This is a genomic window from Simplicispira piscis, from assembly GCF_054783455.1.
Window position 1 is genome coordinate 1 of sequence record NZ_BAAGQN010000005.1, and the last position, 22,987, is coordinate 22,987.

20 protein-coding genes are annotated in these 22,987 nt (G+C 67.0%); 3 read left to right on the forward strand and 17 right to left on the reverse strand.

Going from position 1 to position 22,987, the window contains the following annotated elements; translation table 11 throughout:
* Positions 1-421 precede the first annotated feature (421 nt).
* Positions 422-1,729: a Glu/Leu/Phe/Val family dehydrogenase gene (locus tag ACYVOC_RS02000; RefSeq protein ID WP_116005634.1), complete on the forward strand. Its 1,308-nt coding sequence runs from the start codon at positions 422-424 to the stop codon at positions 1,727-1,729.
* Between the two features lie 103 nt (positions 1,730-1,832).
* Here the strand turns inward: ACYVOC_RS02000 and ACYVOC_RS02005 are convergent, their stop codons facing one another.
* From ACYVOC_RS02005 to ACYVOC_RS02075, 15 genes are all read right to left on the reverse strand, one after another.
* A complete protein-coding gene (locus ACYVOC_RS02005) occupies positions 1,833-2,927 on the reverse strand; it encodes a hypothetical protein (RefSeq protein ID WP_461160707.1) in 1,095 nt (364 codons plus the stop codon).
* Between the two features lie 162 nt (positions 2,928-3,089).
* Positions 3,090-4,160, reverse strand: coding sequence for a homocysteine S-methyltransferase family protein (locus ACYVOC_RS02010; protein ID WP_461160708.1), 1,071 nt, complete (start codon positions 4,158-4,160; stop codon positions 3,090-3,092).
* Between the two features lie 57 nt (positions 4,161-4,217).
* Entirely contained in the window at positions 4,218-5,045 is an 828-nt protein-coding gene (hutG, locus tag ACYVOC_RS02015) for an N-formylglutamate deformylase (RefSeq protein WP_461160709.1), read from the reverse strand.
* Between the two features lie 18 nt (positions 5,046-5,063).
* Positions 5,064-6,467 carry a formimidoylglutamate deiminase gene (locus ACYVOC_RS02020; protein ID WP_461160710.1) on the reverse strand — a complete coding sequence of 468 codons (1,404 nt, stop codon included), beginning with the start codon at positions 6,465-6,467 and terminating at the stop codon, positions 5,064-5,066.
* The gene (locus ACYVOC_RS02025; protein ID WP_461160711.1) at positions 6,464-7,600 is read right to left on the reverse strand and encodes a histidinol-phosphate transaminase; all 1,137 of its coding nucleotides are present in this window, start codon (positions 7,598-7,600) and stop codon (positions 6,464-6,466) included. Before ACYVOC_RS02025 ends, ACYVOC_RS02020 begins: the two co-directional genes overlap by 4 nt.
* Entirely contained in the window at positions 7,597-8,874 is a 1,278-nt protein-coding gene (hutI, locus tag ACYVOC_RS02030) for an imidazolonepropionase (protein ID WP_461160712.1), read from the reverse strand. Before hutI ends, ACYVOC_RS02025 begins: the two co-directional genes overlap by 4 nt.
* A 102-nt stretch (positions 8,875-8,976) precedes the next feature.
* Positions 8,977-9,576, reverse strand: coding sequence for a HutD/Ves family protein (locus tag ACYVOC_RS02035; RefSeq protein ID WP_461160713.1), 600 nt, complete (start codon positions 9,574-9,576; stop codon positions 8,977-8,979).
* A gap of 5 nt (positions 9,577-9,581) precedes the next feature.
* A complete protein-coding gene (locus ACYVOC_RS02040; RefSeq protein WP_461160714.1) occupies positions 9,582-10,415 on the reverse strand; it encodes a phytanoyl-CoA dioxygenase family protein in 834 nt (277 codons plus the stop codon).
* 19 nt (positions 10,416-10,434) lie between these two features.
* On the reverse strand, positions 10,435-12,156 hold the full coding sequence (hutU, locus tag ACYVOC_RS02045) for a urocanate hydratase (protein ID WP_461160715.1): 1,722 nt from the start codon (positions 12,154-12,156) through the stop codon (positions 10,435-10,437).
* Between the two features lie 41 nt (positions 12,157-12,197).
* Positions 12,198-13,739, reverse strand: a complete 1,542-nt coding sequence (gene hutH / locus ACYVOC_RS02050; protein WP_461160716.1) for a histidine ammonia-lyase — start codon at positions 13,737-13,739, stop codon at positions 12,198-12,200.
* 61 nt (positions 13,740-13,800) lie between these two features.
* Entirely contained in the window at positions 13,801-14,592 is a 792-nt protein-coding gene (gene hutC / locus ACYVOC_RS02055; RefSeq protein WP_116005625.1) for a histidine utilization repressor, read from the reverse strand.
* A 22-nt stretch (positions 14,593-14,614) separates the two neighbouring features.
* The gene (locus tag ACYVOC_RS02060; protein WP_116006219.1) at positions 14,615-15,394 is read right to left on the reverse strand and encodes an ABC transporter ATP-binding protein; all 780 of its coding nucleotides are present in this window, start codon (positions 15,392-15,394) and stop codon (positions 14,615-14,617) included.
* An 8-nt stretch (positions 15,395-15,402) separates the two neighbouring features.
* A complete protein-coding gene (locus ACYVOC_RS02065; protein WP_116005624.1) occupies positions 15,403-16,248 on the reverse strand; it encodes an ABC transporter permease in 846 nt (281 codons plus the stop codon).
* Positions 16,249-16,264: 16 nt separating this feature from the next.
* On the reverse strand, positions 16,265-17,227 hold the full coding sequence (locus tag ACYVOC_RS02070; protein WP_116005623.1) for an ABC transporter substrate-binding protein: 963 nt from the start codon (positions 17,225-17,227) through the stop codon (positions 16,265-16,267).
* 149 nt (positions 17,228-17,376) lie between these two features.
* The gene (locus ACYVOC_RS02075; protein ID WP_461160717.1) at positions 17,377-18,312 is read right to left on the reverse strand and encodes a LysR family transcriptional regulator; all 936 of its coding nucleotides are present in this window, start codon (positions 18,310-18,312) and stop codon (positions 17,377-17,379) included.
* Positions 18,313-18,402: 90 nt separating this feature from the next.
* Here ACYVOC_RS02075 and ACYVOC_RS02080 point away from each other — a divergent pair, with 90 nt between their 5' ends.
* Positions 18,403-19,617 carry a CaiB/BaiF CoA transferase family protein gene (locus ACYVOC_RS02080; RefSeq protein ID WP_461160718.1) on the forward strand — a complete coding sequence of 405 codons (1,215 nt, stop codon included), beginning with the start codon at positions 18,403-18,405 and terminating at the stop codon, positions 19,615-19,617.
* 12 nt (positions 19,618-19,629) lie between these two features.
* On the forward strand, positions 19,630-20,784 hold the full coding sequence (locus ACYVOC_RS02085) for an acyl-CoA dehydrogenase family protein (protein ID WP_461160719.1): 1,155 nt from the start codon (positions 19,630-19,632) through the stop codon (positions 20,782-20,784).
* 107 nt (positions 20,785-20,891) lie between these two features.
* Here the strand turns inward: ACYVOC_RS02085 and ACYVOC_RS02090 are convergent, their stop codons facing one another.
* Together ACYVOC_RS02090 and ACYVOC_RS02095 are read right to left on the reverse strand one after the other, a co-directional pair.
* Positions 20,892-22,292, reverse strand: a complete 1,401-nt coding sequence (locus ACYVOC_RS02090; RefSeq protein WP_461160720.1) for a HAMP domain-containing sensor histidine kinase — start codon at positions 22,290-22,292, stop codon at positions 20,892-20,894.
* Positions 22,289-22,984 carry a response regulator transcription factor gene (locus ACYVOC_RS02095; RefSeq protein WP_461160721.1) on the reverse strand — a complete coding sequence of 232 codons (696 nt, stop codon included), beginning with the start codon at positions 22,982-22,984 and terminating at the stop codon, positions 22,289-22,291. Before ACYVOC_RS02095 ends, ACYVOC_RS02090 begins: the two co-directional genes overlap by 4 nt.
* Between the last annotated feature and the right edge of the window lie 3 nt (positions 22,985-22,987).

A 22,987-nucleotide genomic window follows, 5' to 3' on the forward strand; every position in this document is an offset into this window, starting at 1 on the left:
GAAAAACCAGTATTGCTCGCCTGCCCAGCATCGTCAAGACCCTGCCTGAGACTCATTGCTAATCAAGCATTTTTGATAAATTACGGCATTTTTGCAGTCGGCGGCTATGCGCGGCCAGTCCGTCCGGTGCACGGCAGGAAGGGAGCGCTCCCCGGGGCATCCTTCCACAGTTCCACGCTGTGGAATTGGCGTGGCGCCGTGGGGCAGGGACTGGAAAATTTGGCGGCGACATGCAACACCCCCGTTTTGCCGATCCTGGTGAGCGTATCGGAGTGGGCCGCGCCGGGCTGTGGTGGCGCCGACGGGCCCCATGGGCAAGTTATGCGTCAAACGCATGGTTCTGTAACACACCGGCCTTAGACAGCGCCGTGCGCGAAGCATAAGCTTTGCGGCTTGACCTGATCCCACAAGGAAATTCACCATGTCGCCATCCGCCGGCACCCCTGCCGCTCCATCACACCCAGTGCCTTCGTACCTGCATGCCGACGATCTCGGCCCGTGGGGCAACTACCTCAAGCAGGTAGACCGCGTTTCGCCGTATCTGGGCAACCTCTCGCGCTGGGTCGAGACGCTCAAGCGCCCCAAGCGCATCCTGATCGTGGACGTGCCGATCGAGATGGACAACGGCACCATCGCCCACTTTGAAGGCTACCGGGTGCAGCACAACCTCTCGCGCGGGCCGGGCAAGGGCGGCGTGCGTTTTCACCAGGACGTGACGCTGTCCGAAGTGATGGCGCTGTCGGCCTGGATGTCGGTCAAAACGGCGGCCGTCAACGTGCCCTACGGCGGCGCCAAGGGCGGTATCCGCGTGAACCCCAAAACCCTCTCGCGGGGCGAGCTCGAGCGCATGACACGCCGCTACACCAGCGAGATTGGTCTCATCATCGGCCCGACCAAGGACATCCCTGCTCCAGACGTGAACACCAACGAGCAAATCATGGCCTGGATGATGGACACCTACTCCATGAACACCGGCGAGGCTGCCACCGGCGTGGTGACCGGCAAGCCGATCGACCTGGGCGGCTCGCTCGGCCGGCGCGAAGCCACGGGCCGCGGCGTGTTCACCGTGGGGCTGGAAGCAGCGCACCACACCGGCCTGAAAATCGAAGGCGCCCGCATTGCGGTACAGGGTTTTGGCAACGTGGGCGGTACGGCGGCCAGGCTGTTCTGTGATGTCGGAGCCAAATTGGTGGCGGTGCAGGACCACACCGGCACCATCGTCCATGAGGGCGGCATGGACGCTGGCGCGCTGCAAGAGCATGTGAAGAACACCGGCGGCGTCGCGGGCTTCCCCGGCACGGAAGTGATCGCCAACGAAGATTTCTGGGGGGTGCCCTGCGAGATCCTGATTCCGGCCGCGCTGGAGAGCCAGATCACGGCCGAGAACGCCCCGAAGATCCACGCCAAACTGGTCATCGAAGGTGCCAACGGCCCCACCACCCCCGAGGCCGACGACATCCTGCACGACAGCGGCGTGCTGGTGCTGCCCGACGTGATCGCCAACGCTGGCGGCGTGACGGTGAGCTACTTCGAGTGGGTGCAGGATTTCTCCAGCTTCTTCTGGACCGAGGACGAGATCAACGCCCGCCTGGTGCGCATCATGAAGGAGGCCTTTGCTGGCGTCTGGCAGACAGCGCAACAGCACAAGGTCAGCCTGCGCACGGCCACCTTCATCATCGCCTGCACGCGCATGCTCCACGCCCGCGAGATGCGCGGCCTGTACCCATAAAGGCAAAACCCAAGCAGCACCATCGTATTGAGGAGCCCGGCCTACCCGGCCAGACCTCCAGCGAGAGAGGCCCCAGGCGCACCATCAGCGCCTGGGGCTCTTTTTACGTCATCCCGACGTTCCCCGGTCCGGCATCCACCGCCCCCACGGGCGCGACCACCGCCATCGCCCGGCAGAACGGTTGCGCGCAGGCTGCACGCCCCACATAAGGGCAGCCGGGGTCCTTGCACAGGCCCGCCTCCCGTTCGCGGGCCAGGTCCTCGTCGCGCGGCAACTGTCCACTGGCCTGCAGCTGGGCCAATTGCAGCCACGGGTCCAGGCGGGCCAGCATCATGTCGCGGCCATACACGGCGGCCGCCAGCGGTGGCTGAAAGTCCAGCACCAGCAAGGCATTGGTGCGCGAAGCGCTCGATTCCAGCCCCTGCAGCACCAGCGCCAGCACGCCCGACTGCAAGCCCTGCGCCGTGCCGGTGTACGGCACTTGCAAAGCCCCTGGCGGCGCAAGCGCCGCCGCCAAGGCTGCGGGCGGCTGCCCAGCCTGCGCTGCCAGCCAAGGCACGGGCACCCGCAAGGTCACGGCCAGACCCAGCGGCCCCTCGGGCGTTTGCACGGTGCCCTGGCGCACCAGCCAGGTTTGCAATGCAGGCTGCATGGCATCGGCCTCCCCGCTCTCGAGTGCATGCGCCAGCGCCAGCGGCCAGGGCTGCGCCGCCACCACGCGCTGGGGCGTGGCCTGTGCCGTGAGCTGCTGCACCAAGGCCGCGACCATCTGCCGCAGCGGTACAGCCAGCCCCGTGGCGGGCCAGGCCCCGACCTCCGGCGCCGCCAGCGACGCGCCCGACAGCGCCGCCGCCGCGCCGCCCCTGGGCATGGGGGCTGCTGAACCGGCAAGAGGACTCGCTGCACGGGCATTGCCAAGCCCCTGGGCGGCATGGCGCGGATCAAAACCTGCACCCAGGGGCGCACGTGCTTGCGCAGAAATATGGGCCTGGTCGGCAGACTCTGGCAGCGGCGCGGGCGCTGGCGCTGCCACGGCTGCAGGCAAAGGAGGCGGGGGCAGGCCTGCTGGCGCAGCGGTTCCCGGCAGGGGGACGGGGGCGCCCGGCCCCTGCGGCCCCAGCAAGGCCGACTGGCGCTGCAAAGCAGCCTCAGCCAGCACCTGCGCCACAGGAAGTTGCGGGCCACGGGGGGAAACCATGTTCACAGTCATGCCAACGCCCAATGGGGGTGGCGTGCGGACATTCGCGCGCCTGCGCAGGATTCTGCGGCGTTTCCACCTGGCTGGCCAGGGCGGCGCCAGGCATTATCAAAAACAATAGCTATCAACGCTTATTAGATAAGCGCTAGAGCCACTTTTACCTCAAACCGTCTCGCGGTAAAACACACCACGCGCACGCGGTGCCGCACCGGCCACACTGGCGGCAATGGCACCGATGTGGCCGGGCGTGGTGCCGCAGCAACCGCCGACGATGTTGACCAGCCCCTCGGCGGCAAACTCGTGCACCAGGCGGCTCGTGACTTCGGGCGTTTCGTCGAAGCCGGTGTCGCTCATCGGGTTGGGCAGGCCGGCGTTGGGGTAGCAGCTGATGAAAGTGTCGGGCGCCACCTTGGCCAGCTCCTGGATATAGGGGCGCATCAGCGCCGCGCCCAGCGCGCAGTTCAGGCCCACGGCCAGCGGGCGCGCGTGGCGCACGCTGTGCCAGAAAGCCGTCACCGTCTGGCCCGAAAGGATGCGGCCCGAGGCGTCGGTGACGGTGCCGCTGATGATGAGGGGCAGGCGCTCGCCGGTTTTTTCGAACACCTCGTCGATGGCGAACAGCGCCGCTTTGGCGTTGAGCGTGTCGAAGATGGTCTCGACCAGGATCACGTCGGCACCGCCTTCAATCAAGGCTTCGGTCTGTTCGTAATAGGCTTGGCGCAACTGCTCGAAGGTGATGTTGCGCGCGCCCGGGTCGTTCACATCAGGGCTGATGCTGGCGGTCTTGGGCGTCGGGCCCAGCGCCCCGGCCACATAGCGCGGGTGATCCGGCGTGCTGAATTTGTCGCAAGCCGCACGCGCCAGCTGCGCCGAGCGCAGGTTCATCTCGCGCGCCAGGTCAGCCATCTTGTAGTCCTCTTGCGCAATCGTCGTCGCGCCGAAGGTGTTGGTCTCGATCAGGTCTGCACCAGCGGCCAGGTAGCGCTCGTGGATGTCGCGGATCACATCGGGCCGCGTCAGGCTGAGCAGCTCGTTGTTGCCTTTCACATCGCGCGCAAAGTCCTTGAAGCGGTCGCCCACGCTGCCCGGGCCGCTGTAGCCTTCGCCCCGGTACTGCGCTTCGCCCAGCTTGAAACGCTGGATCATGGTGCCCATGGCGCCGTCGAGGATGGCGATGCGCTTCTCAAGAAGGGCGGGGAGCTGCTGGGCGCGGGTGTAGGGTAAATCGTGCATGGGGCGATTGTAGGAAAGACGCCCTGCACGCGCGCTCGGCAGGGTTGTCGCCCCGATTTACGCCTTCGCGCCGTCCGCAAACACCAACACCGCCTCCAGCAGGCGCCGCAGATGCGGCTGCACCTGCGCGGCGCGTTCGGGCAGGTAGGCAAAGGGCAGCGCTTCCTGCATGTAGCTGCACTGCGTCATCTCCAGCTGCACGGCGTGGATGTTGCGTGCCGGGTCCCCATAGTGGCGCGTGATGTGGCCGCCCTTGAAACGGCCGTTGAGCACCGCGGTGTAGCCGGGCGCGCTTTGCGCGATGCGCAGCAGCTCCTGCGCCAGGGCCGGGTCGCAACTGGCGCCGTCCGCCGTGCCCAGGTTCAGGTCGGGCAGCTTGCCTTCGAAGAAGCGCGGCAGCACCGAGCGGATGGAGTGCGCGTCCCACAGCACGGCCACGCCGTGCGCCGTGCGGATGCGGTCGAGCTCGGTGCGCAGCTGGGCGTGGTAGGGCACCCAAATGGCGTCGCGGCGCGCGGCAACCTCATCGGCACCGGGCACGTCGCCACGCGGGTAGATGGGCGTCTCGTCAAAGCCGTCGATCGGGCACAGGCCGGTGACGTTCTGGCCGGGGTACAGGCTGGCGCCATCGGGCGGACGGTTCAGGTCGATGACGTAGCGCGAATGCGTGGCGGCCAGGATGGACGCGCCCATGTCCTTGGCAAAAGCGTACAGGCGTTCCAGGTGCCAATCGGTGTCGGGCACCTCGCGTGCCTCGGGGCCGAAACGCTCGGCCAGCAGGGGCGGCACATACACGCCGCCGTGCGGGATGGAAATAAGCAGGGGCGCAGTGCCCTGGTGGAACACAAAGGGCGCGGGGGCGCTTGGGCTGGCGGTCTGACGCATGGCGGGCTCCAGGTTCGGTCAATCTGCGGCGATGGTGGCCTGGCGCGCGGCCACAAAGGCGCGCGCGGCTTCGCCGTGCAAGGCGTGGCGGCCACCCACCACGCGGGGCACGCCGCCCACCCACAGGCTGTGCAGCGCACTCGTGCGCTGGCTGGCAAACACATGGGCAGCAAGCATACGCTCGGCGTCCAGCCCTGCCAGCGCCACATGCTGCGCATCCAGCGCCAGCATATCGGCTTGCTGGCCCACGGCCAACCCGGCCACGTTGCGGCCCGCGGCCTGCGCGCCACCCCGCACCGCCTGCTGCGCCATGGCGGTGGCCACCTGGGCATGCGCGTTGCTGGCCAACACGTTGCGCTGGCGCAGGCTCAGGCGCTGGCCGTATTCGAGCAGCATGAGTTCTTCCGCCGCGTTGACGCAGGCATGGCTGTCCGAGCCCACACCCCAGGCGCCGCCGTGCACCAGCCACTGCGGCATGTCGAAAATACCGTCCCCCAGATTGGCCTCTGTACTGGGGCAAATGCCCGCCACAGCGCCGGTGCGCGCGGCAGCGGCGTATTCCCCCTGCGTCATGTGGGTGGCGTGCACCAGGCACCAGCGCGCGTCCACAGGCGCATGGTCGAGCAGCCACTGCACGGGGCGCTGGCCGCTCCAGGCGATGCAGTCCTCCACTTCCTGTGTCTGCTCGGCGATGTGGATGTGGATGGGGGCGTGCGCATCCAGCGCCTTCATGCCCGCAACCGCTTCGCGCAGGCTGTCTGGCGCGACCGCGCGCAGCGAATGCGGGGCCAGGCCCAAAACAGCCGCTTGCGCTTGTGCAGCGGGCGCCAGGCGCTGCAATAACGAGAGCATGTTGTCGGTGCTGCGGATGAAGCGCGCCTGGTCCTTGCGGGCTGGCTGGCCGCCAAAACCGCTGGTCTGGTAGAGCACGGGCAGCAGCGTCATGCCGATGCCCGCCGTGCGCGCGGCGCGCAGCAAGGCGTGCGACAGTTCAGCGTCGTCGGCATAGGGCTGGCCGTCCGGGGCGTGGTGCAAATAGTGAAACTCGCACACCGAGGTGTAACCAGCCTCCAGCATTTCCACGTAGAGCCAGGTGGCAATGGCCTCCAGGCTCTCGGGGGTGATGTGGGCCGCAAAGCGGTACATGAGGTTGCGCCAGCTCCAGAAGCTGTCCTGGCTCTCGGCCCGGTATTCGGTAAGGCCTGCAAATGCACGCTGGAAGGCGTGCGAATGCAGATTGGGCATGCCGGGCAGCAGCGGGCCGGGTGCGCGCGGTGCGCTGCCGGGGGCGCTGCCCGGGGCCACGGCCAGCAAGCGCCCCGTGGCATCCCATTGCAGCAGCACATCACGCGCCCAGCCACCGGGCAGCAGGGCGTGTTCGGCAAACAGGGTTCCGGCAACGCCGGTGTGGGGGGCGGTCATGCGGCGGCCCCCAAGATGGCGGTGAGCGCCTGCACCAAGCGCTCCAGGTCCTGCGCCGTCCCCACCGAAATGCGCAGGAAGGTCTCGAACCCCGGGTCCTTCCAGGGCTTGGTGATGATGCCGTGCGCGAGCAGGGCCTCGGCGACCGGGCCATTGGGGTGGCCCAGGTCGATGAACAGAAAATTGGTGGCCGAGGGTGCAATGCGAATCCCCTGCAGGCCGGGCGCCGCCCGCAGGCGTGCCGCCAGTTGCTCGCGCAGCCGCACCGTCTCGGCCACGGCGTGCTGCATGTGCGCCTCGTCGCCCCAGGCGGCCAGCGCGGCGGTCTGCGCGGCGTAGTTGACATTGAACGGCGTGCGCACGCGGTCCAGCAGCTGCACCAGCGCGGCATCGGACGCCAGGCCGTAGCCCACGCGCAGGCCCGCCAGGCCCCAGGCTTTGGAGAAGGTGCGCAGCACGATCCAGGGCATGCTGCGCGCGCGCAGCAGGGCCAGCACATCGGGATAACCGGGAGCGAGCCTTGCGTATTCGACATAGGCCTCGTCCACCACCAGCAAGGTGTGGTCGGGCGTGGCATCGAGCAGGCGGGTGAATTCGCCCGCATCGAACATGCAGCCCACGGGGTTGGAGGGGTTGGCCAGCATGGCCATATGGGGGCCGCGCGCGAGGGCCGCGCACCAGGCATCGGTATCAAAGCCCAGCGCGGGCGTCAGCTCCAGCAGCTCGACCTGCGCCCCCATCATGCGCGGGTAAATTTCGTGCAAGCCAAAGGCCGGGCGCTGGGTGAGCACGCGGGCGCCCGGCGACAGAAAGGCCTGGCAGAGCATCTGCAGGATGTCCTCGGAGCCATTGCCGACCACGATGCAGTCGGCAGCGACGCCGGTGCGCTCGCCAATGGCGGCGCGCAGCGCTGTGCACTGGGCGTCGGGGTAGTTGCCCACCTGGGCGGCCAGATCGACCAGCGCCCGCGCCACCGCGGGACTGGGGCCATAAGGGTTCTCGTTGCTGGCCAGGCGGGCAATCTCGGTCACGCCGTAGCGCGCACGCACGGCCGCAGACGACAGCCCGGCGTTGTAGGCCGGCAGGGGGAGCACCTCGGGACGGGCGAGGGCATGGATGGAGGGAGCGGTCATGGAGTGAATCCTTGGTGGGTCGATGACGCGTAAGCCGGTGCGCTCTGCACGACGCGCCCTTGCCGCACGATGGTGCGTGCCGGTTTGTGGCCAAACCAGTACGCCAGTTCGGCCGCGTCGGCAAAGGGCCACAGCACGAAGTTGGCCGGGCGGTTGGAGGCGAGCAGGCCGTGGGTGTCCTGCAGGCCCAGCGCGCGGGCGGCGTGCTGCGTGATGCCTGCCAGCGCCTCGGGCACCGTCAGGCGAAACAGCGTGCAGGCCATGTTGGCCATGAGCAGCAGGCTGAGCACGGGCGAGGTACCGGGGTTGTGGTCGGTGGAGACGGCCATGGGCACGCCCGCTGCGCGCAGGGCGGCAATGGGCGGCACTTGCGTATCGCGCAGCGTGTAGTAGGCGCCGGGCAGCAGCACGGCCACGGTGCCCGCGGCGCGCATCGCGTCGATACCGGCCTGCGACAAATGCTCGATGTGGTCGCACGACAGCGCGCCATAGCGGGCGGCGAGCTGCGAGCCGCCCATGTCCGAGATCTGCTCGGCGTGGAGCTTGACCGGGATGCCCAGTTGCTGTGCGGCGCGAAAGACCTGCTCCGTCTCGGCCAGCGTGAAGGCGATGCGCTCGCAGAACACATCGACCGCATCGACCAGGCCCTCGGCGACCAGCGCGGGCAGCATCTCGTTGCAGACGAGGTCGATGTAGTCCTGGCTGCGCCCTGCGAACTCGGGCGGCAGCGCGTGCGCGCCCAGAAAGGTGGTGCGCACCGTCACGCCCAGCGCCTCGCCCAGGCGCCGCGCCACGCGCAGCTGCTTGCGCTCGTGCGCGAGCGCCAGGCCGTAGCCGGACTTGATTTCGATGGCGCACACGCCTTCATCGAGCAACGCCTGCAGCCGAGGTTTGGCGAGTTCAAACAGTTCGTCTTCACTCGCGGCCCGCGTGGCGTTCACGCTGGAGACAATGCCGCCCCCAGCCTTGGCCACCTCTTCGTAGCTGGCACCAGCCAGGCGCATGGCAAATTCATTCGCACGCTGGCCGCCATAGACCAGATGGGTATGGCAATCGACCAGGCCAGGCGTGGCGAGCGCGCCGCCGCCATCGAACTGCGGCAACGCGGCATAGGCGGCGGGCACGGCGCCCTGGGGGCCGACCCAGCGCAGCATGCCGCCCTCCACCACCACGGCGGCCCATGCGCCTGCCGCCAGCGGCACGTCGGGCACGGCAAGTTCCGGCACCAGGCGCAGGTGGCGCCACACGCCCGTGGCGCAAGCAGTTGAAGACATCATGCACACCCCGATAAACTATGATTTTGATAGCTGTTAGCGCTTTATGGATAGGCGCTAGAGGCCATTTTTACTAAACTTTTTACTGCATTGGAAAGAACTTCACGCAGGCTCCAGCAACACATGCAGGAGCACGCTGTCCCCAGCATTCGCCTCGGGCGCCACGTTCCAGCCGCAGTCCTCGTCGGCCCACCACCGACCGGCATCCGGCGCCAGCACCACAGCCTGCCCGCCCGCTGCAGCCAAGGGCGACAGGGCCCAGCGGCCCTGCACTGCCCACAGCAGCCCCGCGGGCCGCGCGGGCAGCAGCGCTGGGCTTCGCAGCACGCGCACCGCACCGCGCCAGCGGCCCCGGCGCGTCATCAGGTTGAAGTCGCTTGACGCGCCGCCCAGCAGGTCGCAGTCCATGCCGCCATCGCCTGCAAAGGCAAAGGGTTGCAGCGCTTGCTCCAGGCGGTGGTCGATACCGGTTTCTGGCTGGCGCAGATGCACGCCATCGCCCGTGAGCAGGGTGATGACCCGGTCCACCCCCGCAAAGCGCGAAAACGGGCCACTGCGCGCAATCGTCGCCACGCTCACGCGCCAGTCGAAATGGTCCATGTCCGCGCCCGGCGGCCAGCAGGCGAGTTCGCGCGTGGCGCCGCCGCCGTTCTTCCAGGGGGAGGCTGGCACCTGGCCCAGGTCGAAATGCTGCTGCGCCATACGGATCACTCCACCAGCAGCGGAAACAAAGGGTGGTCCATGGGCGCGCCTGCGGGCAGGGTATCGGCCAGGCCGGGAAAATCGGGCGAGGTGGTCCAGCGGCGCGGCGCGTGGCGCGTGTCGTCGCCCAGAAAGCGCACCGAGAACACGCGGCGGCGTCCCGGTCCCTCGAACCCACCCGCCCCATGCAGTGTGAGCATGTGAAAACACACCACATCGCCGGGCGTGATGTCCCAGCCCAGGATGCGGTGCGCGCTGCGGTCGGCCTCGATGTCGGGCAGGTCCTGCAGGCTGCCTTCGGGGAACCATTGGGCCTGGTTGTCCATGAAGGTGCGCGGCATGAGCCACGGCCCGAGGTGCGAACCGGCGACAAACTCCAGCGTCGCCGGGCGCGGCACCGGGTCCACCGGAATCCACATGCTGATGTTCTGCCTGCCATCGATGTTGTAGTAGGGCTGGTCCTGGTGCCAGGGCGTGCGCTGGCGGGTGCCGGGCTCCTTGACCAGCACATGGTCGTGGTACAGGCGCACCGTGGGCGACTGCATCAGGCGCTGCGCGGCGGGGGCCAGCGGCGTCTCGCGCACCAGGCGCTCAAACGGGGAAATGCTCTGCCAGTTGCAGAAGTCCTCGAAAAAGCGGCCGGGGTCGTCCGGGCGGCTGGCCACCTTGGCGCGTGGGCTGGGCGCAGCCAGGTTGGCATCGATGCCTTCCTTCAGCAGGGCCACTTCGCCGGGCGTGAGCAGCTGGCGAATGCAGACCGCGCCGTCGCGCTGGAAGTCGGCGACGTCCTGGTCGCTCAGGCGCTCGTTCAGGCGCTGCTGCAAGTCTGGTGCATTCATGGTGCCGTCCTTGTGCCGTTTACTTGACCATGGGGAGCTTGAGGCCCTGCTTCTTCGCCGTTTCCACCGCCAATTCGTAGCCTGCGTCCGCATGGCGCATCACGCCGCTGCCGCAGTCGTTGACCAGCACACGCGCCAGGCGCTCGGCCGCCGCATCGGTGCCATCGGCGACGATGACCATGCCCGAGTGCTGCGAGTAGCCCATGCCCACGCCGCCGCCGTGGTGCAGGCTGACCCAGGTGGCGCCGCCAGCGGTGTTGAGCAGCGCGTTGAGCAGCGGCCAGTCGCTGACTGCATCGGTGCCGTCCTTCATGGCCTCGGTCTCGCGGTTGGGGCTGGCGACCGAGCCGGTATCGAGGTGGTCGCGGCCAATCACGATGGGGGCCTTGAGCTCGCCGCTTTTGACCATCTCGTTGAAAGCCAGGCCGGCCTTGTCGCGCTCGCCCAGGCCCAGCCAGCAGATGCGTGCGGGCAAGCCCTGGAAGGCAATGCGCTCGCGCGCCATGTCCAGCCAGCGGTGCAGCGGCTTGTCGTTGGGAAACAGCTCCTTGAGCTTGGCGTCGGTCTTGTAGATGTCTTCCGGGTCGCCCGAGAGCGCCACCCAGCGGAACGGCCCCTTGCCTTCGCAAAACAGCGGACGGATGTAGGCGGGCACGAAGCCGGGGAAATCGAAGGCGTTTTTCACGCCCTGGTCGAACGCCACCTGGCGGATGTTGTTGCCGTAGTCCACCGTGGGAATGCCCATGGCCTGGAAGTCGAGCATGGCCTGCACATGCACGGCGCAGGATTGGGAGGCCGCTTTGGTCAGCGCAGCGTGCTGCGCGGGGTCTTTTTGCGCGGCGCGCCACTGCGCCACGCTCCAGCCGCTGGGCAGGTAGCCATTGATGAGGTCGTGCGCCGAGGTCTGGTCGGTCACCAGGTCGGGGCGCATGCCGCCCGCCTGGGCGCGGCGCACCAGTTCGGGAACGATGTCGGCGGCATTGCCCAGCAGGGCGATGGAGACAGCCTCTTTGGCCGCCGTATGCTGCGCGATGAGTTCGAGCGCGTGGTCGATGTCACGCGCCTGCTTGTCCACATAGCGGGTGCGCAAGCGAAAGTCGATGCTCGACTGCTGGCATTCGATGTTGAGCGAGCAGGCGCCCGCCAGCGTGGCGGCCAGCGGCTGCGCGCCGCCCATGCCGCCCAGGCCGGCGGTGAGAATCCACTTTCCCGACAGGTCGTTGTTGTAGTGCTGGCGGCCCGCTTCCACAAAGGTTTCGAACGTGCCCTGCACGATGCCCTGGCTGCCGATGTAGATCCAGCTGCCCGCCGTCATCTGGCCGTACATGAACAGGCCCTTGCGGTCGAGTTCGTTGAAGTGCTCCCAGTTGGCCCATTTGGGGACCAGGTTGGAGTTGGCGATCAGTACGCGCGGTGCGTTCTCGTGCGTCTTGAATACGCCGACCGGCTTGCCCGACTGCACCAGCAGGGTTTCGTCGCTGCTGAGGTCTTTGAGCGAGGCCAGGATCTGGTCGAAGCATTCCCAGTTGCGCGCGGCGCGGCCAATGCCGCCATAGACGACCAGATTTTTCGGGTCTTCCGCCACCTCGGCGTCCAGGTTGTTCTGGATCATGCGGTAGGCCGCTTCGGTCAGCCAGTTTTTGCAGGTGAGTTGGCTGCCGCGCGGCGCGCGGATCACGCGGCTGGCATCAAAACGGGGATCGGTGGACGTTGCGGAAAGAATGGCATCGTTGGCGTTCATGGGGAGGCTCCTGAAAATGCGTGGACTGGAATAAGGCGGGCTCAGGCGTGGCTGGGCAGGCAATGCAAAAGCGGCGCAGGCCACGTGGACTGCTGCGCCCATTCGCGCATGGACTCGATGTCGGGTGCGAGGAAACGGTCCTGCTCCAGATAGGCCACACGCTGGCGGATAGCGGCGAACTGGGCTTCGATGAGGGGGGACGACGGGAGGCTGCGGTCAAACTCCATGCCCTGCGCTGCGGCCATGGCTTCGATGCCGACCATCACCGCCGTATTGCGCACCATGTCGCCCAGGCGGCGCGCGCCGTAGGTCGCCATGGACACATGGTCTTCCTGGTTGGCGGAGGTGGGCAGGCTGGTCACACTGCTGGGGTTGGCCAGGCACTGGTTCTCGGCGGCCAGGGCAGCGGCGGTGACCTGCGCAATCATGAAACCCGAGTTCACGCCGCTGTCGCTGATGAGGAAGGCCGGCAGGCCCGAGAGGCCCGGGTCGAGCAGCAAGGACAGGCGCCGCTCCGAGATGGCGCCGATTTCAGACACGGCCAGCGCAATGATGTCGGCCACAAAGGCGACCGGCTCGGCATGGAAGTTGCCGCCCGAAATGACGTCACCATTGCTGAATACCAGCGGGTTGTCCGACGCGGCATTCGCCTCGATGGCGAGGACACGGGCAGCGTGGTGCAGGTTGTCCAGGCACGCGCCCATCACCTGCGGCACGCAGCGGATCGAATACGGGTCTTGCACGCGGCCGCAGTGCGGGTGTGAGGGGTCGATGGCGCTGCCGTCGAGCAGCGCGCGCACGGCAGCGGCGACCGCAATCTGCCCCACCTGGCCGCGCGCTTCGTGGATGCGGGCGTCAAACGGCTTGACCGAGCCCTTGATGGCTTCGAGCGACAGGCAACCGGCCACCAGGGCCGCGGCAAACACGTCCTCTGCGCCAAACAGGCCCGCGAGCGCCAGCGAGGTGGACACCTGCGTGCCATTGAGCAGCGCCAGCCCTTCCTTGGGGCCGAGGACGAAGGGCACCAGGCCCACGGCCGCCATGGCTTCCTTGCCGGAGACGATCTTTTCATTGACCTTGGCCTGGCCCTCGCCAATCAGCACACACGCCATGTGTGCCAACGGCGCCAGGTCGCCCGAGGCACCCACCGACCCTTTGGCAGGAATCACGGGCAGCACGTTGGCATTGGCCAGCGCCAGCAGGGCCTCGGCGATTTCGGGGCGGATGCCCGAGTGCCCGCGCGCCAGGCTGATGGCCTTGGTGGCCAGAATGAGGCGCACCACGGCATCGGGCAGGGCATCGCCCGTGCCCACGCTGTGCGAGAGCACCAGGTTGCGCTGCAGCTCGGCCAGGCGCTCGTGGGCAATCTTCGTGCTGGCCAGCTTGCCAAAACCGGTGTTGATGCCATAGACCACCTGGTCTTCATCGACGATGCGCTGCACCGTGGCTTGCGAGGCCTGCATGCCTGCACGCGCCGCGGGGTCGAGGCGCAGTGCCACAGGTGCGGCATGGATGCGGCGAAGATCGGCCAGCGTGACGTGGCCAGGACGCAGGGTCAATGGGGACTGGGTGGTGGTAGGCATGGAATGATCCTGTATAGACAAGTAACCGTGAGCGCAATACAAAGCGGGTGGTGAGAGGGCGTCAGCCCTGGACCGGATTGCCGTCGGCCCGGAACCGGCTGCCCAGCCGGTAACGCGAGGCCGGATGCAGACAGCGCACCACCGTGATGGGAACGCCGCGCGACCAGGTGCGCCGCGTGAGCAGCAGGCAGGGCTCGCCCACGTTCATCTCCAGCAGGGCGGCCTGCTCGGGCGTGGGCATGACCGCATCGACCACATGCTCAATCTGGTCGAAGGGAACGTTGCGCACCAGGTATTCGGAGGGCTGCTGCTGCGAAAAGTCTTGCTGGGTGAATTGCGGCACCTGGCTGGGATTGACATGGCGGTCTTCGAGCTGCACCGGCAGGCCGTCCTCGCGGTGAATGCACAGCGAATGGAAAACCGACTCGCCCGTGCGCAGATCGAGCGCCGCGGCCACCTCCAGGTTGGCGGAGATGCGCTCCACCGAAAGCAGGTCGCAGCGGTAGTCGTGGCCGCGCTGGCGAATCTCGCTCGCCAGGTTGGCGATCTGCAGCAGCGTGGACTGGGGCTTGTCTTCGGCCACAAAGCTGCCCACCCCGGCCACGCGCACGATGCGGCCCTGCTCGACCAGTTCACGCAGCGCGCGGTTCACGGTCATACGGGAGACGCCGAACTGGGTGACCAGGTCGTTCTCGGACGGCAACCGGTCTCCGGCGCGCCAGAGACCTTCCTGGATCCGCCGGGCAATGTAGTCCTTGACCTGCTGGTACAAAGCCATCGCCTGCGCGGACGCGGGTGCAACGGGCGCCGGATGCGGTGCGTTGTGGGGGCGTCGAACGGGTGGATGGCTCATGGCAGGCAGCGGCGCAGCCGGTTCAGTGCAGATCGGCGGCCAGCGATTCGGCGCGGATTTCTTCCGTCAGACGGGCTTTGAGGTCCATGAATTCCGGGCTGGTCTTGATCGTGTAATGGCGCGGGTGCGGCAGGTCCACCGCCAGCTCGGTCTTGATGCGGCCGGGCCGTGCGCTGAACACGGCCACACGGTTGGCCATGAAGATGGCTTCGTCGATGTCGTGCGTGACAAACATCACCGTCTTGCGCTCGGCTTCCCAGATGCCCAGCAGCAGTTCCTGCATGAGCACGCGGGTCTGGTTGTCCAGCGCACCAAAGGGCTCGTCCATCAACAAAATCTTGGGGTCATTGGCCAGCGCGCGGGCAATGGCCGTGCGCTGCTGCATGCCGCCCGAGAGCTGCTTGGGAAAATGCTGCTCGAAGCCGCGCAAGCCCACCTTGCTGATGAAGTAGTCGCTGCGGTCTTTTTGCTCTGCCAGGCCCATGCCGCGCTCGCGCAGCCCGAAGCGGATGTTCTGCTCGATGGTGAGCCAGGGAAACAGCGTGTAGCTCTGGAACACCATGCCGCGGTCGGCGCCCGGGCCTTCGACCGGCTGGCCGTCGAGCACTACCTGCCCGGTGGTCGGAAAATCGAGCCCGGCCACGATGCGCAGCATTGTCGATTTGCCGCAGCCCGAGGGGCCCAGAATGGTGACGAAATCGTTCTCGCGCACCTCAAAGTCGACCGGCAACAAGGCCTGCGTGGCTTTGCCGCGCGCCGAGGTAAAGGTGCGCGATACGCCGCGAATGGAGAGTTGGTTCAGTGCGCTCATTACAGGCTGCTCCAGGCAAACATGCGGCGGTTGAAGGTTTTGAACGCCAGATCCGAGATCAGGCCGATGATGCCGATGACGATGATGCCGAAGATGATCTGCCCGGTATTGAGCAGTGCCTGGCTGTCCATGATCATGTGGCCGATGCCCGATGCCGAGCCGATCAGTTCCGCCACGATCACGTAGGTCCAGGCCCAGCCCAGCACCAGGCGCAAGGTTTCCGCAATGCCGGGCGCAGCGCCAGGGATCAGCACGCGCCGCACGATGCCGCTGCTGCCCGCACCCAGGGTATAGGCCGCCTCGACCAGGTCACGCCGCGCGCCGCCTACAGTGACGGCCACCATCAGCACGATCTGGAACACCGAACCGATAAAGATCACCAGGAGTTTTTGCGTCTCGCCAATACCGGCCCACAGAATCAACAGCGGAATAAAGGCCGATGCAGGCAGGTAGCGGCAGAACGAGACAAAGGGCTCGAAGAAAGCCTCCACCGGCTTGTAGGCACCCATGGCAATGCCCAGCGGCACAGCGATGACCGTCGCCAGCACAAAGCCACCCATCACGCGCCACACCGTCATGCCGATGTCGTGCAGGAAGTTGTATTCGGTGAACAGCAACCAGCCTTCCTGCACCATGGTGACCGGGCTGGCCAAGAAGGTGGGCGAGACAAAGCCGCCCAGCGTGAACCCTGCCCACACCAGCACGAAGAGCACAAAAAAGCCTATGCCAAGCAGGGTTTGCAGGCGCGGGCTGATGGGGTCCAGCGGCTTGATCGGACGCCTGCGCCGGGCCACCGGCAGCGCCGCCATGCCGAGCACGGGCGTGGGAACAGAGTTGGTTTGCATGGTGGGCGGCTCCGGCTTACTTGATGAAACTCGCGTCAAAGGTGACGTTGAGATCCGCCGGCGCCTTGCGAATCACACCCGCCTCCAGCAGGATTGGCACCGAGTCCTTCATGAACTGCATGAGTTCGCCCGAGAAAAACTTCTGGTTGGCCGCCTTGTCTTGCCAGCGCAGGAAGGCAGCCGACTTGCCAAACTGCTCGCCGCTTTGCTTGACGGCGGCTCCCATGATTTCATACGACTTGGCGGGGTCGGCCTTGATCATTTCCACGGCCTCGAAATACGAATTTGCCAGTGCCTGCGCGGCCTGCGGGTTGGCCTTGAGCCAGGTGGGGGCGCAGCCCACGGTGTCCATCACCATGGGATAGTCGAGCGTGGTAGCCAAAATCTTGCCCGCCTGCGGGTTGGCGCGCACAGTGGACAAGTAGGGCTCATAGGTCATGGCACCATCGTTCTGGCCCGAGATAAAGGCCTGGGCGGCGGGTTGGGGTTCGAGCGAAACCACCTTCACGTCCTTGATGGTCATACCGTTCTTGTTGAGCATCCATGCCAGGCCGAAGTAGGGGGCGGTGCCAGGGGCAGACACACCAATCGTCTTGCCCTTGAGTTCTGCAAAGCTCTTGACGTCGTTGCGCACGGCCAGGCCGTCGGCACCGTAGGACTTGTCCATCTGGAAAATCTGCACGATGGGTACGCCATTGGCGTTCCAGGCCACGTGCGTTTCCACCGTGGTGGCGGCGCATTGGATGGCTTCAGACGCGAGCGCCAGGTGGCGGTCCTTCTGCGGAATCATGCGCAGGTCGACGTCCAGACCATTTTTCTTGAAGAGGCCCGCCTTGTCGGCCAGCGTCAGCGGCGCAAAGCCGGTCCAGCCGGACATGCCGAGCGTGATTTTCGTCTGGGCGCTGGCGGGAACAGCCATGGCGGCGAGGGCGGTGCCGACTGCGAGCAGTGCGGCGTTCTTGATAAATGTCTGGACCATAGGGACTCCTTTACAGTGTGAAACGTCAAGGTGGGGCTGGCGGCAACCACGGAGCCGTCCCACGCCAGCCGATTGTCTTCCTACTTGCCCATACCTGTATATACAGGTAAAACCCTAATACGGCGGAAATGGATCAGTTGTTTGCCCCGTCATCCCGGCGCCGTGGCCCTGCGGGTCAAATCGTCAACTTGTGGGGCAAACGCCGAGCGCACGGCCTGCGCAAAGGGCTGCGCCAGTGCGGCCGGTGCCGCGCCACTGTCGGGGTAGGCCAGCACCACCGACTGCACGGCCAGGCGCCCCCGCAACCTGCGGCAGGCCAGGCGCTTACCGTCCTGGCTGCGGTCGCTCACCGGGCGCGTGGTCAGCAGCGATACGCCCAGCCCATGGGCCACCAGGCCGCGCACCGTCTCCAGTGAGGTGGACTCGCACACGATGCGGGGTGTCACGCCGGCGCTGCGAAACAGCGACAAGAAATACTCCCGGCTGTGCGGCAGATTGATCAGCACCAGGGGCTCGCGCGCCAGCTCGCTCAGGCGCAGGCTGCTGGCTGCCGCCAGCGGGTGCCCCCAGGGCAGCAGGGCATAGGGCACCAAATCCACCACCGGTTCAAGCCGCACGCCGCTGCGCGCCAGCCCCAGGTCGTACAGCAGGGCAATATCGAGCGCGCCCCGCGCCAACATGCGCATCAGGGTTTCGGTGTCGTCTTCGTGGAACTGGACCTCAATGGCGGGGTGCGCGGCCCGCATCTGCGCGAGGATGGCGGGCAGCCAGCGCGGCGCCAGTGTGCTCAGGCACCCCACACGCAGCAGACCGGCAAGCGCCCCCGAACGCGGCCCTGACAAGGCGCGCGCCTGCTCCAGCAGGGCCTGGGCGGCGCGGTGACGGGCGACACCGGCAGCCGTGAGCTCCATGCCCCGCGCATGCAGACGCACAAACAACGCCTCGCCCCAGAGCGCTTCCAGGTCAGCAATGGCCTTGGATACCGAAGGCTGGGACACGCCCAGCGCCTGTGCGGCCCGTGCGGCACCACCATGGTGGGCTGCAGCGGCAAAGTATTCGAGCTGGCGCAGATTCATTTGCATCATTTTTATTGATCCAATTCATCAAAAAACAATTCTTTCTTTTAATTCAATTGTGCGCCACCATGGATTTTTGCAACGTGTTGGAGCCCACACATGACCCCTGCAGCACTGCCGCTCGAAGGCATTCGCATTCTTGATTTCACACGGGTGCTCGCCGGGCCCCTGTCCACCGCCCTGCTCGCTGATCTGGGCGCCGAGGTCATCAAGATCGAGCCGCCCCAGGGCGACGACTACCGCGCCATTGGCCCGATGCAGAACGGCGAAAGCGCGCTGTTCACCGTGATGAACCGCAACAAGAAAAGCGTGGTGCTCGACCTCAAATCCCCCGAGGCGGTGGCGCTGGTGCATGCCATGGCGGCGCATGCCGATGTGGTGGTGGAGAACTTTCGCCCCGGCGTGGCCGAGCGGCTGGGCATTGGCGCGGCCACGCTGCAAGGCATCAACCCCAAACTGGTCGTGGTCAGCGTGTCGGGCTTCGGCCAGACCGGGCCCCTGGCGCACCGGCCTGCCTACGACATCATCGTGCAGGCCATGAGCGGCCTGATGGAGGCCACGGGCGAGCCCGATGGCGCCCCCACGCTGGTGGGCGAAGCCGTCTCCGACGTGGTGGCCGGGCTGTTTGCCTCCTGGGCCACGCTGGCGGCGCTGCTGCAGGTGCAGCGCACCGGCCAGGGCCAGCATGTGGATGTGGCCATGTTCGACACCACGCTGAGCTTTCTGGCCACGTCGATGGCGCGCTACCTGTTCACCGGCAAACCGGCACGGCGTGTGGGCAACCGCCACCCGCTGTCGGCACCTTTTGGCGTGTACCGTGCGCAGGACGGCCACTTTGCCCTGGCCGTGCTCAACAAAAAACTGTTCGACGCGCTCGCTGGCGCCATGGCGCAGCCTGAACTGGCCAGCGACCCCCGCTTTGCCACCGACGAGACGCGCTCAGAGGCCGAGCCCGCACTGCGCCAGGCCATTGAAGCGTGGGCGGGCACCTTGCCCGTGGCGCAGGTGGTCGCGCTGCTCGACGGCGCTGGCGTGCCCGCAGCCCCCATCTGGAACATTGCGCAGGCCCTGGAATCCCCGCAGGCGGTGGCACGCGAGCTGCTGCGCCCGGTGCACGACGAGCGCCTGCCCGGCCTGCGCCTGCCCACCCAGCCCGTGCGCTTTGGCGGCGCGGCGCCCAACCGGGCCGAGCGCGCGCCTGCACTGGGCGAACACACGGACGAGCTGCTCATGGCCCTGGCCGGTTGCGGCATCGGCAAACTGGCCGAACTGCGCGCTGCAGGCGTGTTCGGACCCACCCACTCAATCACCTGAAGGAGACATCACATGACCGAACGTATGGGCGTGAGCGCCGAAGACCGTGCACTGGCCGACGCCGTGGCGCGCTACGCCGAAGAAGCACTGGCGCCACGGGCGCAGGCACTGGACGAAGAGGGGCTGTGCGCCACCTGCCATGTGCCCGGCCTGGCCGCGCTGGGCGTGATGGGCATGAACATTCCCGAGCAATATGGCGGCCCAGGGGTCACTCCCACGGCCATGCTGCTGTCGCTGGTCGAAATATCACGCGCCTGCGCCGCCACCTCATCGATGATCGGCGCGCACTACCTGGGCACCGACGCCGTGTTGATCGGCGGCGACGAAGCCCAGCGCGCGCGCTGGCTGCCGCGCTGCGCCAGCGGCGAGTGGCTGGCCGGTTTTGCGCTGACCGAGCCGCGCGGCGGCTCGCACCCGGCCGAGCTGAGCACGCGCGCCGTGCGTACCACCACCGCCCAGGGCGAGGTGTACCGCATCGATGGCGTCAAGCACTTCATCTCCAACGCGGGCAAGGCGCAGTTCCTGGTGGTGTTTGCCAAGACCGACCCTGCCGCTGGAGCCCGTGGCGTCAGCGCCTTCATCGTGCCCACCAGCACGCCGGGCGTGCATATTTCGTCGCCCGAGAAGCTCATGGGCATCCGGGGCGGCCACGCTTTTGAGGTGTCGTTCGACGCGGTGGATATTCCGCTGGACCACCGGCTGGGCGCCGAGGGCACCGGCTTCAAGACGGCCATGAAAGTGCTGGACAACAGCCGGCTCGACGTGGCGGCCACCTCGCTGGGCATTGCCGAGGCTGCGCTGGGTGCGGCCGTGCAATGGGCCAAGACGCGCCAGATTGGCGGCGAGCCGCTGTCGGGCAAGCAGGGCATTCAATGGATGCTGGCCGATATGAAGCTGCGCCTGGAAGCCGCCTGGGGCCTGACGATGCAAGCCCTGGTGCTGCGCGAGGCCGGCCAGCCGTTCACGCTGCAATCGGCCATGTGCAAGCTCTACGCTTCGGAAATGGTGGCCTTCGTGACCGACGCGGCCCTGCAAATCCACGGCGGCTACGGCTTTACGCGCGATATGCCGCTGGAGCGCTATGTGCGTGATGCACGCATTCTGCGCATCTACGAAGGCTCCTCGGAAATCCAGCGCAACATCATTGCGCGCACCGTGCTGGAATAATTCTGTTTCCCAATCATTCGTGTCTAGGCGCGAAGCCTACGATCAGTGCTGTAGCACGGCAAGGCGAAGCAACAACGACACGGATGGTTTAGAAATGGAATAAGGCTTCAGGCTTGCGCGGCCGCTGCGGCATCTGCTGCCTGCACCGGCAGCACCACCCGCACCGCCAACCCCGGCCCCGCATTGCGCAGCGCAAGCTGCCCGCCGTGCGCCTGCGCCACCAGGCGGCACAGGTACAGGCCCAGGCCCACCCCGCCGGTGGTGCGCTGGCGGGCGCTGTCGGGGCGGTAAAAGGCCTGGGCGAGTTGCGCCAGGTGCTCGGGCAGCACGCCGGGGCCGTGGTCGCGCACTTCGATCTCCAGCGCATCGCCCTGCAGTTGCAAATGCAGTTCGGGCGGCGGCACGGCACCGCCGTCAGGGGCCTGGTTGGAGGGGTAGTTGTGGCGCAAGGCGTTGTCCAGCAGGTTACGCAACAGCAATCGCATGCGCGCACGGTCGAGCGCGAAGACAGGCAGGCCCGGCGGCGCATGGAGGGCAATGGCGGCGGCGCTGGCGTGGCGGTTGCCCAGTTCGGCCACCACCTCATGCGCCAACGCGGCCAGGTCTACGGGTTCGCGGTGCAAGGCGGCGTGGCTGCCAGCCAGGCGCTCGCTTTCCAGCAGGTCGGTAATGAGCCGCGCCATTTCGCCCAGATCGCGCAACAGGGCCTGACGCTGCGGGTCCACCGCAGGGGTTTCGGGCAACAGTTCGGCGTTCAGGCGGGCGCGGGTCAGCGGGCTGCGCAGCTCGTGGCTCATGGCCAGCAGCAGGGCGCGCTTGGCCTCTAACATCTGGTGGATGTCGCTGCCCATGGTGTTGATGGTGGCGGCCAGCTGCCCCAGTTCATCGGGCTTGTTCGCGCAGCGCACGGGAATGGGCTGCGCGAACGCACCCGCACCAAAACGCTCAGCGCCCGCGCGGATGTCGTCCAGCGGGCGCAGCAGGCGGCGCACATACAGGTAGGCCAAAGCGGTGAGCAGCAACAGCGCGCCCAGCGTGACCCAGGCGATGCGCGGGCGCTGCTGCCACGTCTGCATGTTCAGGCCAAACTCCAGCCGGTGGCCGTCGGCCGTGGTGCGCACCAGCAGACTCTTTGCTTCGTCGTTGTGGCGCCAACCAGGGTCGCGTGTCCAGCCGGGGTGTTGCGGGCCGGGCAACGAATCCCAATTCACCGTGGGGCCGGAGATACGCAGCGCAATGGGCAGGCGCGCGGTGATGGCCTGGGCGCGCTTGATGCTGGGCGGGCTGCCGACCTCGCGCGCCAGGTGGTCCACGTAATCGACCAATAACGGGCGGGCCGCATCGCGCCAGCCCACAGAAACCGCCTTTTGCACGCCACCGATAAAGGTGACGGCCATGGCCAGTGCCAGCAGTACAAACACCAGCACCAGGCGCAGGCGCAGCGAGCGGTGCACGGCCTGGCGCGCGCGGCGGTGCCAGGGTGCCTGGCCCGCAAACTTTCGCCTCATCCGAGCACCCGGCGCAGGGCCAGCGTGTAACCGGCATTGCGCAGCGTCTTGATGGCATCCAGCGGTTCGAGCTTCTTGCGCAGGCGGCTGACCACAATGTCCACCGCGCGGGTGTAGAGCTCGGCCTCGTGGCCGCGCAGATCGTTGAGGATGTCGTCGCGGCTCAGCACGCGCCCGGCCTCTCTCGCCAGCAGGTGCAGCAGATCAAACTCGGTGCCGGTCAGATCCACGTCGCGGCCCAGGCACTGCACGCTGCGGCGCGCGGAGTCGATGCGCAGGCCATCGAACTCCAACACGCCTTGCGCCTCTTGCGCGTCGCCCGGTACAGCCGCCTTCATGCGGCGCAGCACGGTCTGCAGGCGGGCGACAAGTTCGCGCGGCTCGAACGGCTTGGGCAAATAGTCATCGGCACCCAGTTCCAGCCCCACCACGCGGTCCATCACTTCGCCGCGTGCCGTCAGCATGATGAGCGGAATGCTGCTGGTCCGCCGAATGCTGCGGCACAGCTCGAAGCCGTCCATCTCGGGCAGCATCACGTCGAGGATGGCGGCGTCAAAGCCCCCTTGCGCCAGCAACGCCAGGCCTTCGCTGGGCCGCAGCGCCTGCACCAGTTCCAGCTCGAAGCGCTGGAAGTAGGTGGCCAGCGGCGGGCCGAGCTGTTCGTCGTCGTCGATGAGCAGGATGCGGTGCATGGT

Excerpts from the sequence above, each read along its gene's own strand:
- ACYVOC_RS02000 (WP_116005634.1), top strand. The coding sequence starts at position 422 with ATGTCGCCATCCGCCGGCACCCCTGCCGCTCCATCACACCCAGTGCCT.
- ACYVOC_RS02005 (WP_461160707.1), bottom strand. The coding sequence starts at position 2,927 with ATGGTTTCCCCCCGTGGCCCGCAACTTCCTGTGGCGCAGGTGCTGGCT.
- ACYVOC_RS02010 (WP_461160708.1), bottom strand. The coding sequence starts at position 4,160 with ATGCACGATTTACCCTACACCCGCGCCCAGCAGCTCCCCGCCCTTCTT.
- hutG (WP_461160709.1), bottom strand. The coding sequence starts at position 5,045 with ATGCGTCAGACCGCCAGCCCAAGCGCCCCCGCGCCCTTTGTGTTCCAC.
- ACYVOC_RS02020 (WP_461160710.1), bottom strand. The coding sequence starts at position 6,467 with ATGACCGCCCCCCACACCGGCGTTGCCGGAACCCTGTTTGCCGAACAC.
- ACYVOC_RS02025 (WP_461160711.1), bottom strand. The coding sequence starts at position 7,600 with ATGACCGCTCCCTCCATCCATGCCCTCGCCCGTCCCGAGGTGCTCCCC.
- hutI (WP_461160712.1), bottom strand. The coding sequence starts at position 8,874 with ATGTCTTCAACTGCTTGCGCCACGGGCGTGTGGCGCCACCTGCGCCTG.
- ACYVOC_RS02035 (WP_461160713.1), bottom strand. The coding sequence starts at position 9,576 with ATGGCGCAGCAGCATTTCGACCTGGGCCAGGTGCCAGCCTCCCCCTGG.
- ACYVOC_RS02040 (WP_461160714.1), bottom strand. The coding sequence starts at position 10,415 with ATGAATGCACCAGACTTGCAGCAGCGCCTGAACGAGCGCCTGAGCGAC.
- hutU (WP_461160715.1), bottom strand. The coding sequence starts at position 12,156 with ATGAACGCCAACGATGCCATTCTTTCCGCAACGTCCACCGATCCCCGT.
- hutH (WP_461160716.1), bottom strand. The coding sequence starts at position 13,739 with ATGCCTACCACCACCCAGTCCCCATTGACCCTGCGTCCTGGCCACGTC.
- hutC (WP_116005625.1), bottom strand. The coding sequence starts at position 14,592 with ATGAGCCATCCACCCGTTCGACGCCCCCACAACGCACCGCATCCGGCG.
- ACYVOC_RS02065 (WP_116005624.1), bottom strand. The coding sequence starts at position 16,248 with ATGCAAACCAACTCTGTTCCCACGCCCGTGCTCGGCATGGCGGCGCTG.
- ACYVOC_RS02070 (WP_116005623.1), bottom strand. The coding sequence starts at position 17,227 with ATGGTCCAGACATTTATCAAGAACGCCGCACTGCTCGCAGTCGGCACC.
- ACYVOC_RS02075 (WP_461160717.1), bottom strand. The coding sequence starts at position 18,312 with ATGATGCAAATGAATCTGCGCCAGCTCGAATACTTTGCCGCTGCAGCC.
- ACYVOC_RS02080 (WP_461160718.1), top strand. The coding sequence starts at position 18,403 with ATGACCCCTGCAGCACTGCCGCTCGAAGGCATTCGCATTCTTGATTTC.
- ACYVOC_RS02085 (WP_461160719.1), top strand. The coding sequence starts at position 19,630 with ATGACCGAACGTATGGGCGTGAGCGCCGAAGACCGTGCACTGGCCGAC.
- ACYVOC_RS02090 (WP_461160720.1), bottom strand. The coding sequence starts at position 22,292 with ATGAGGCGAAAGTTTGCGGGCCAGGCACCCTGGCACCGCCGCGCGCGC.
- ACYVOC_RS02095 (WP_461160721.1), bottom strand. The coding sequence starts at position 22,984 with ATGCACCGCATCCTGCTCATCGACGACGACGAACAGCTCGGCCCGCCG.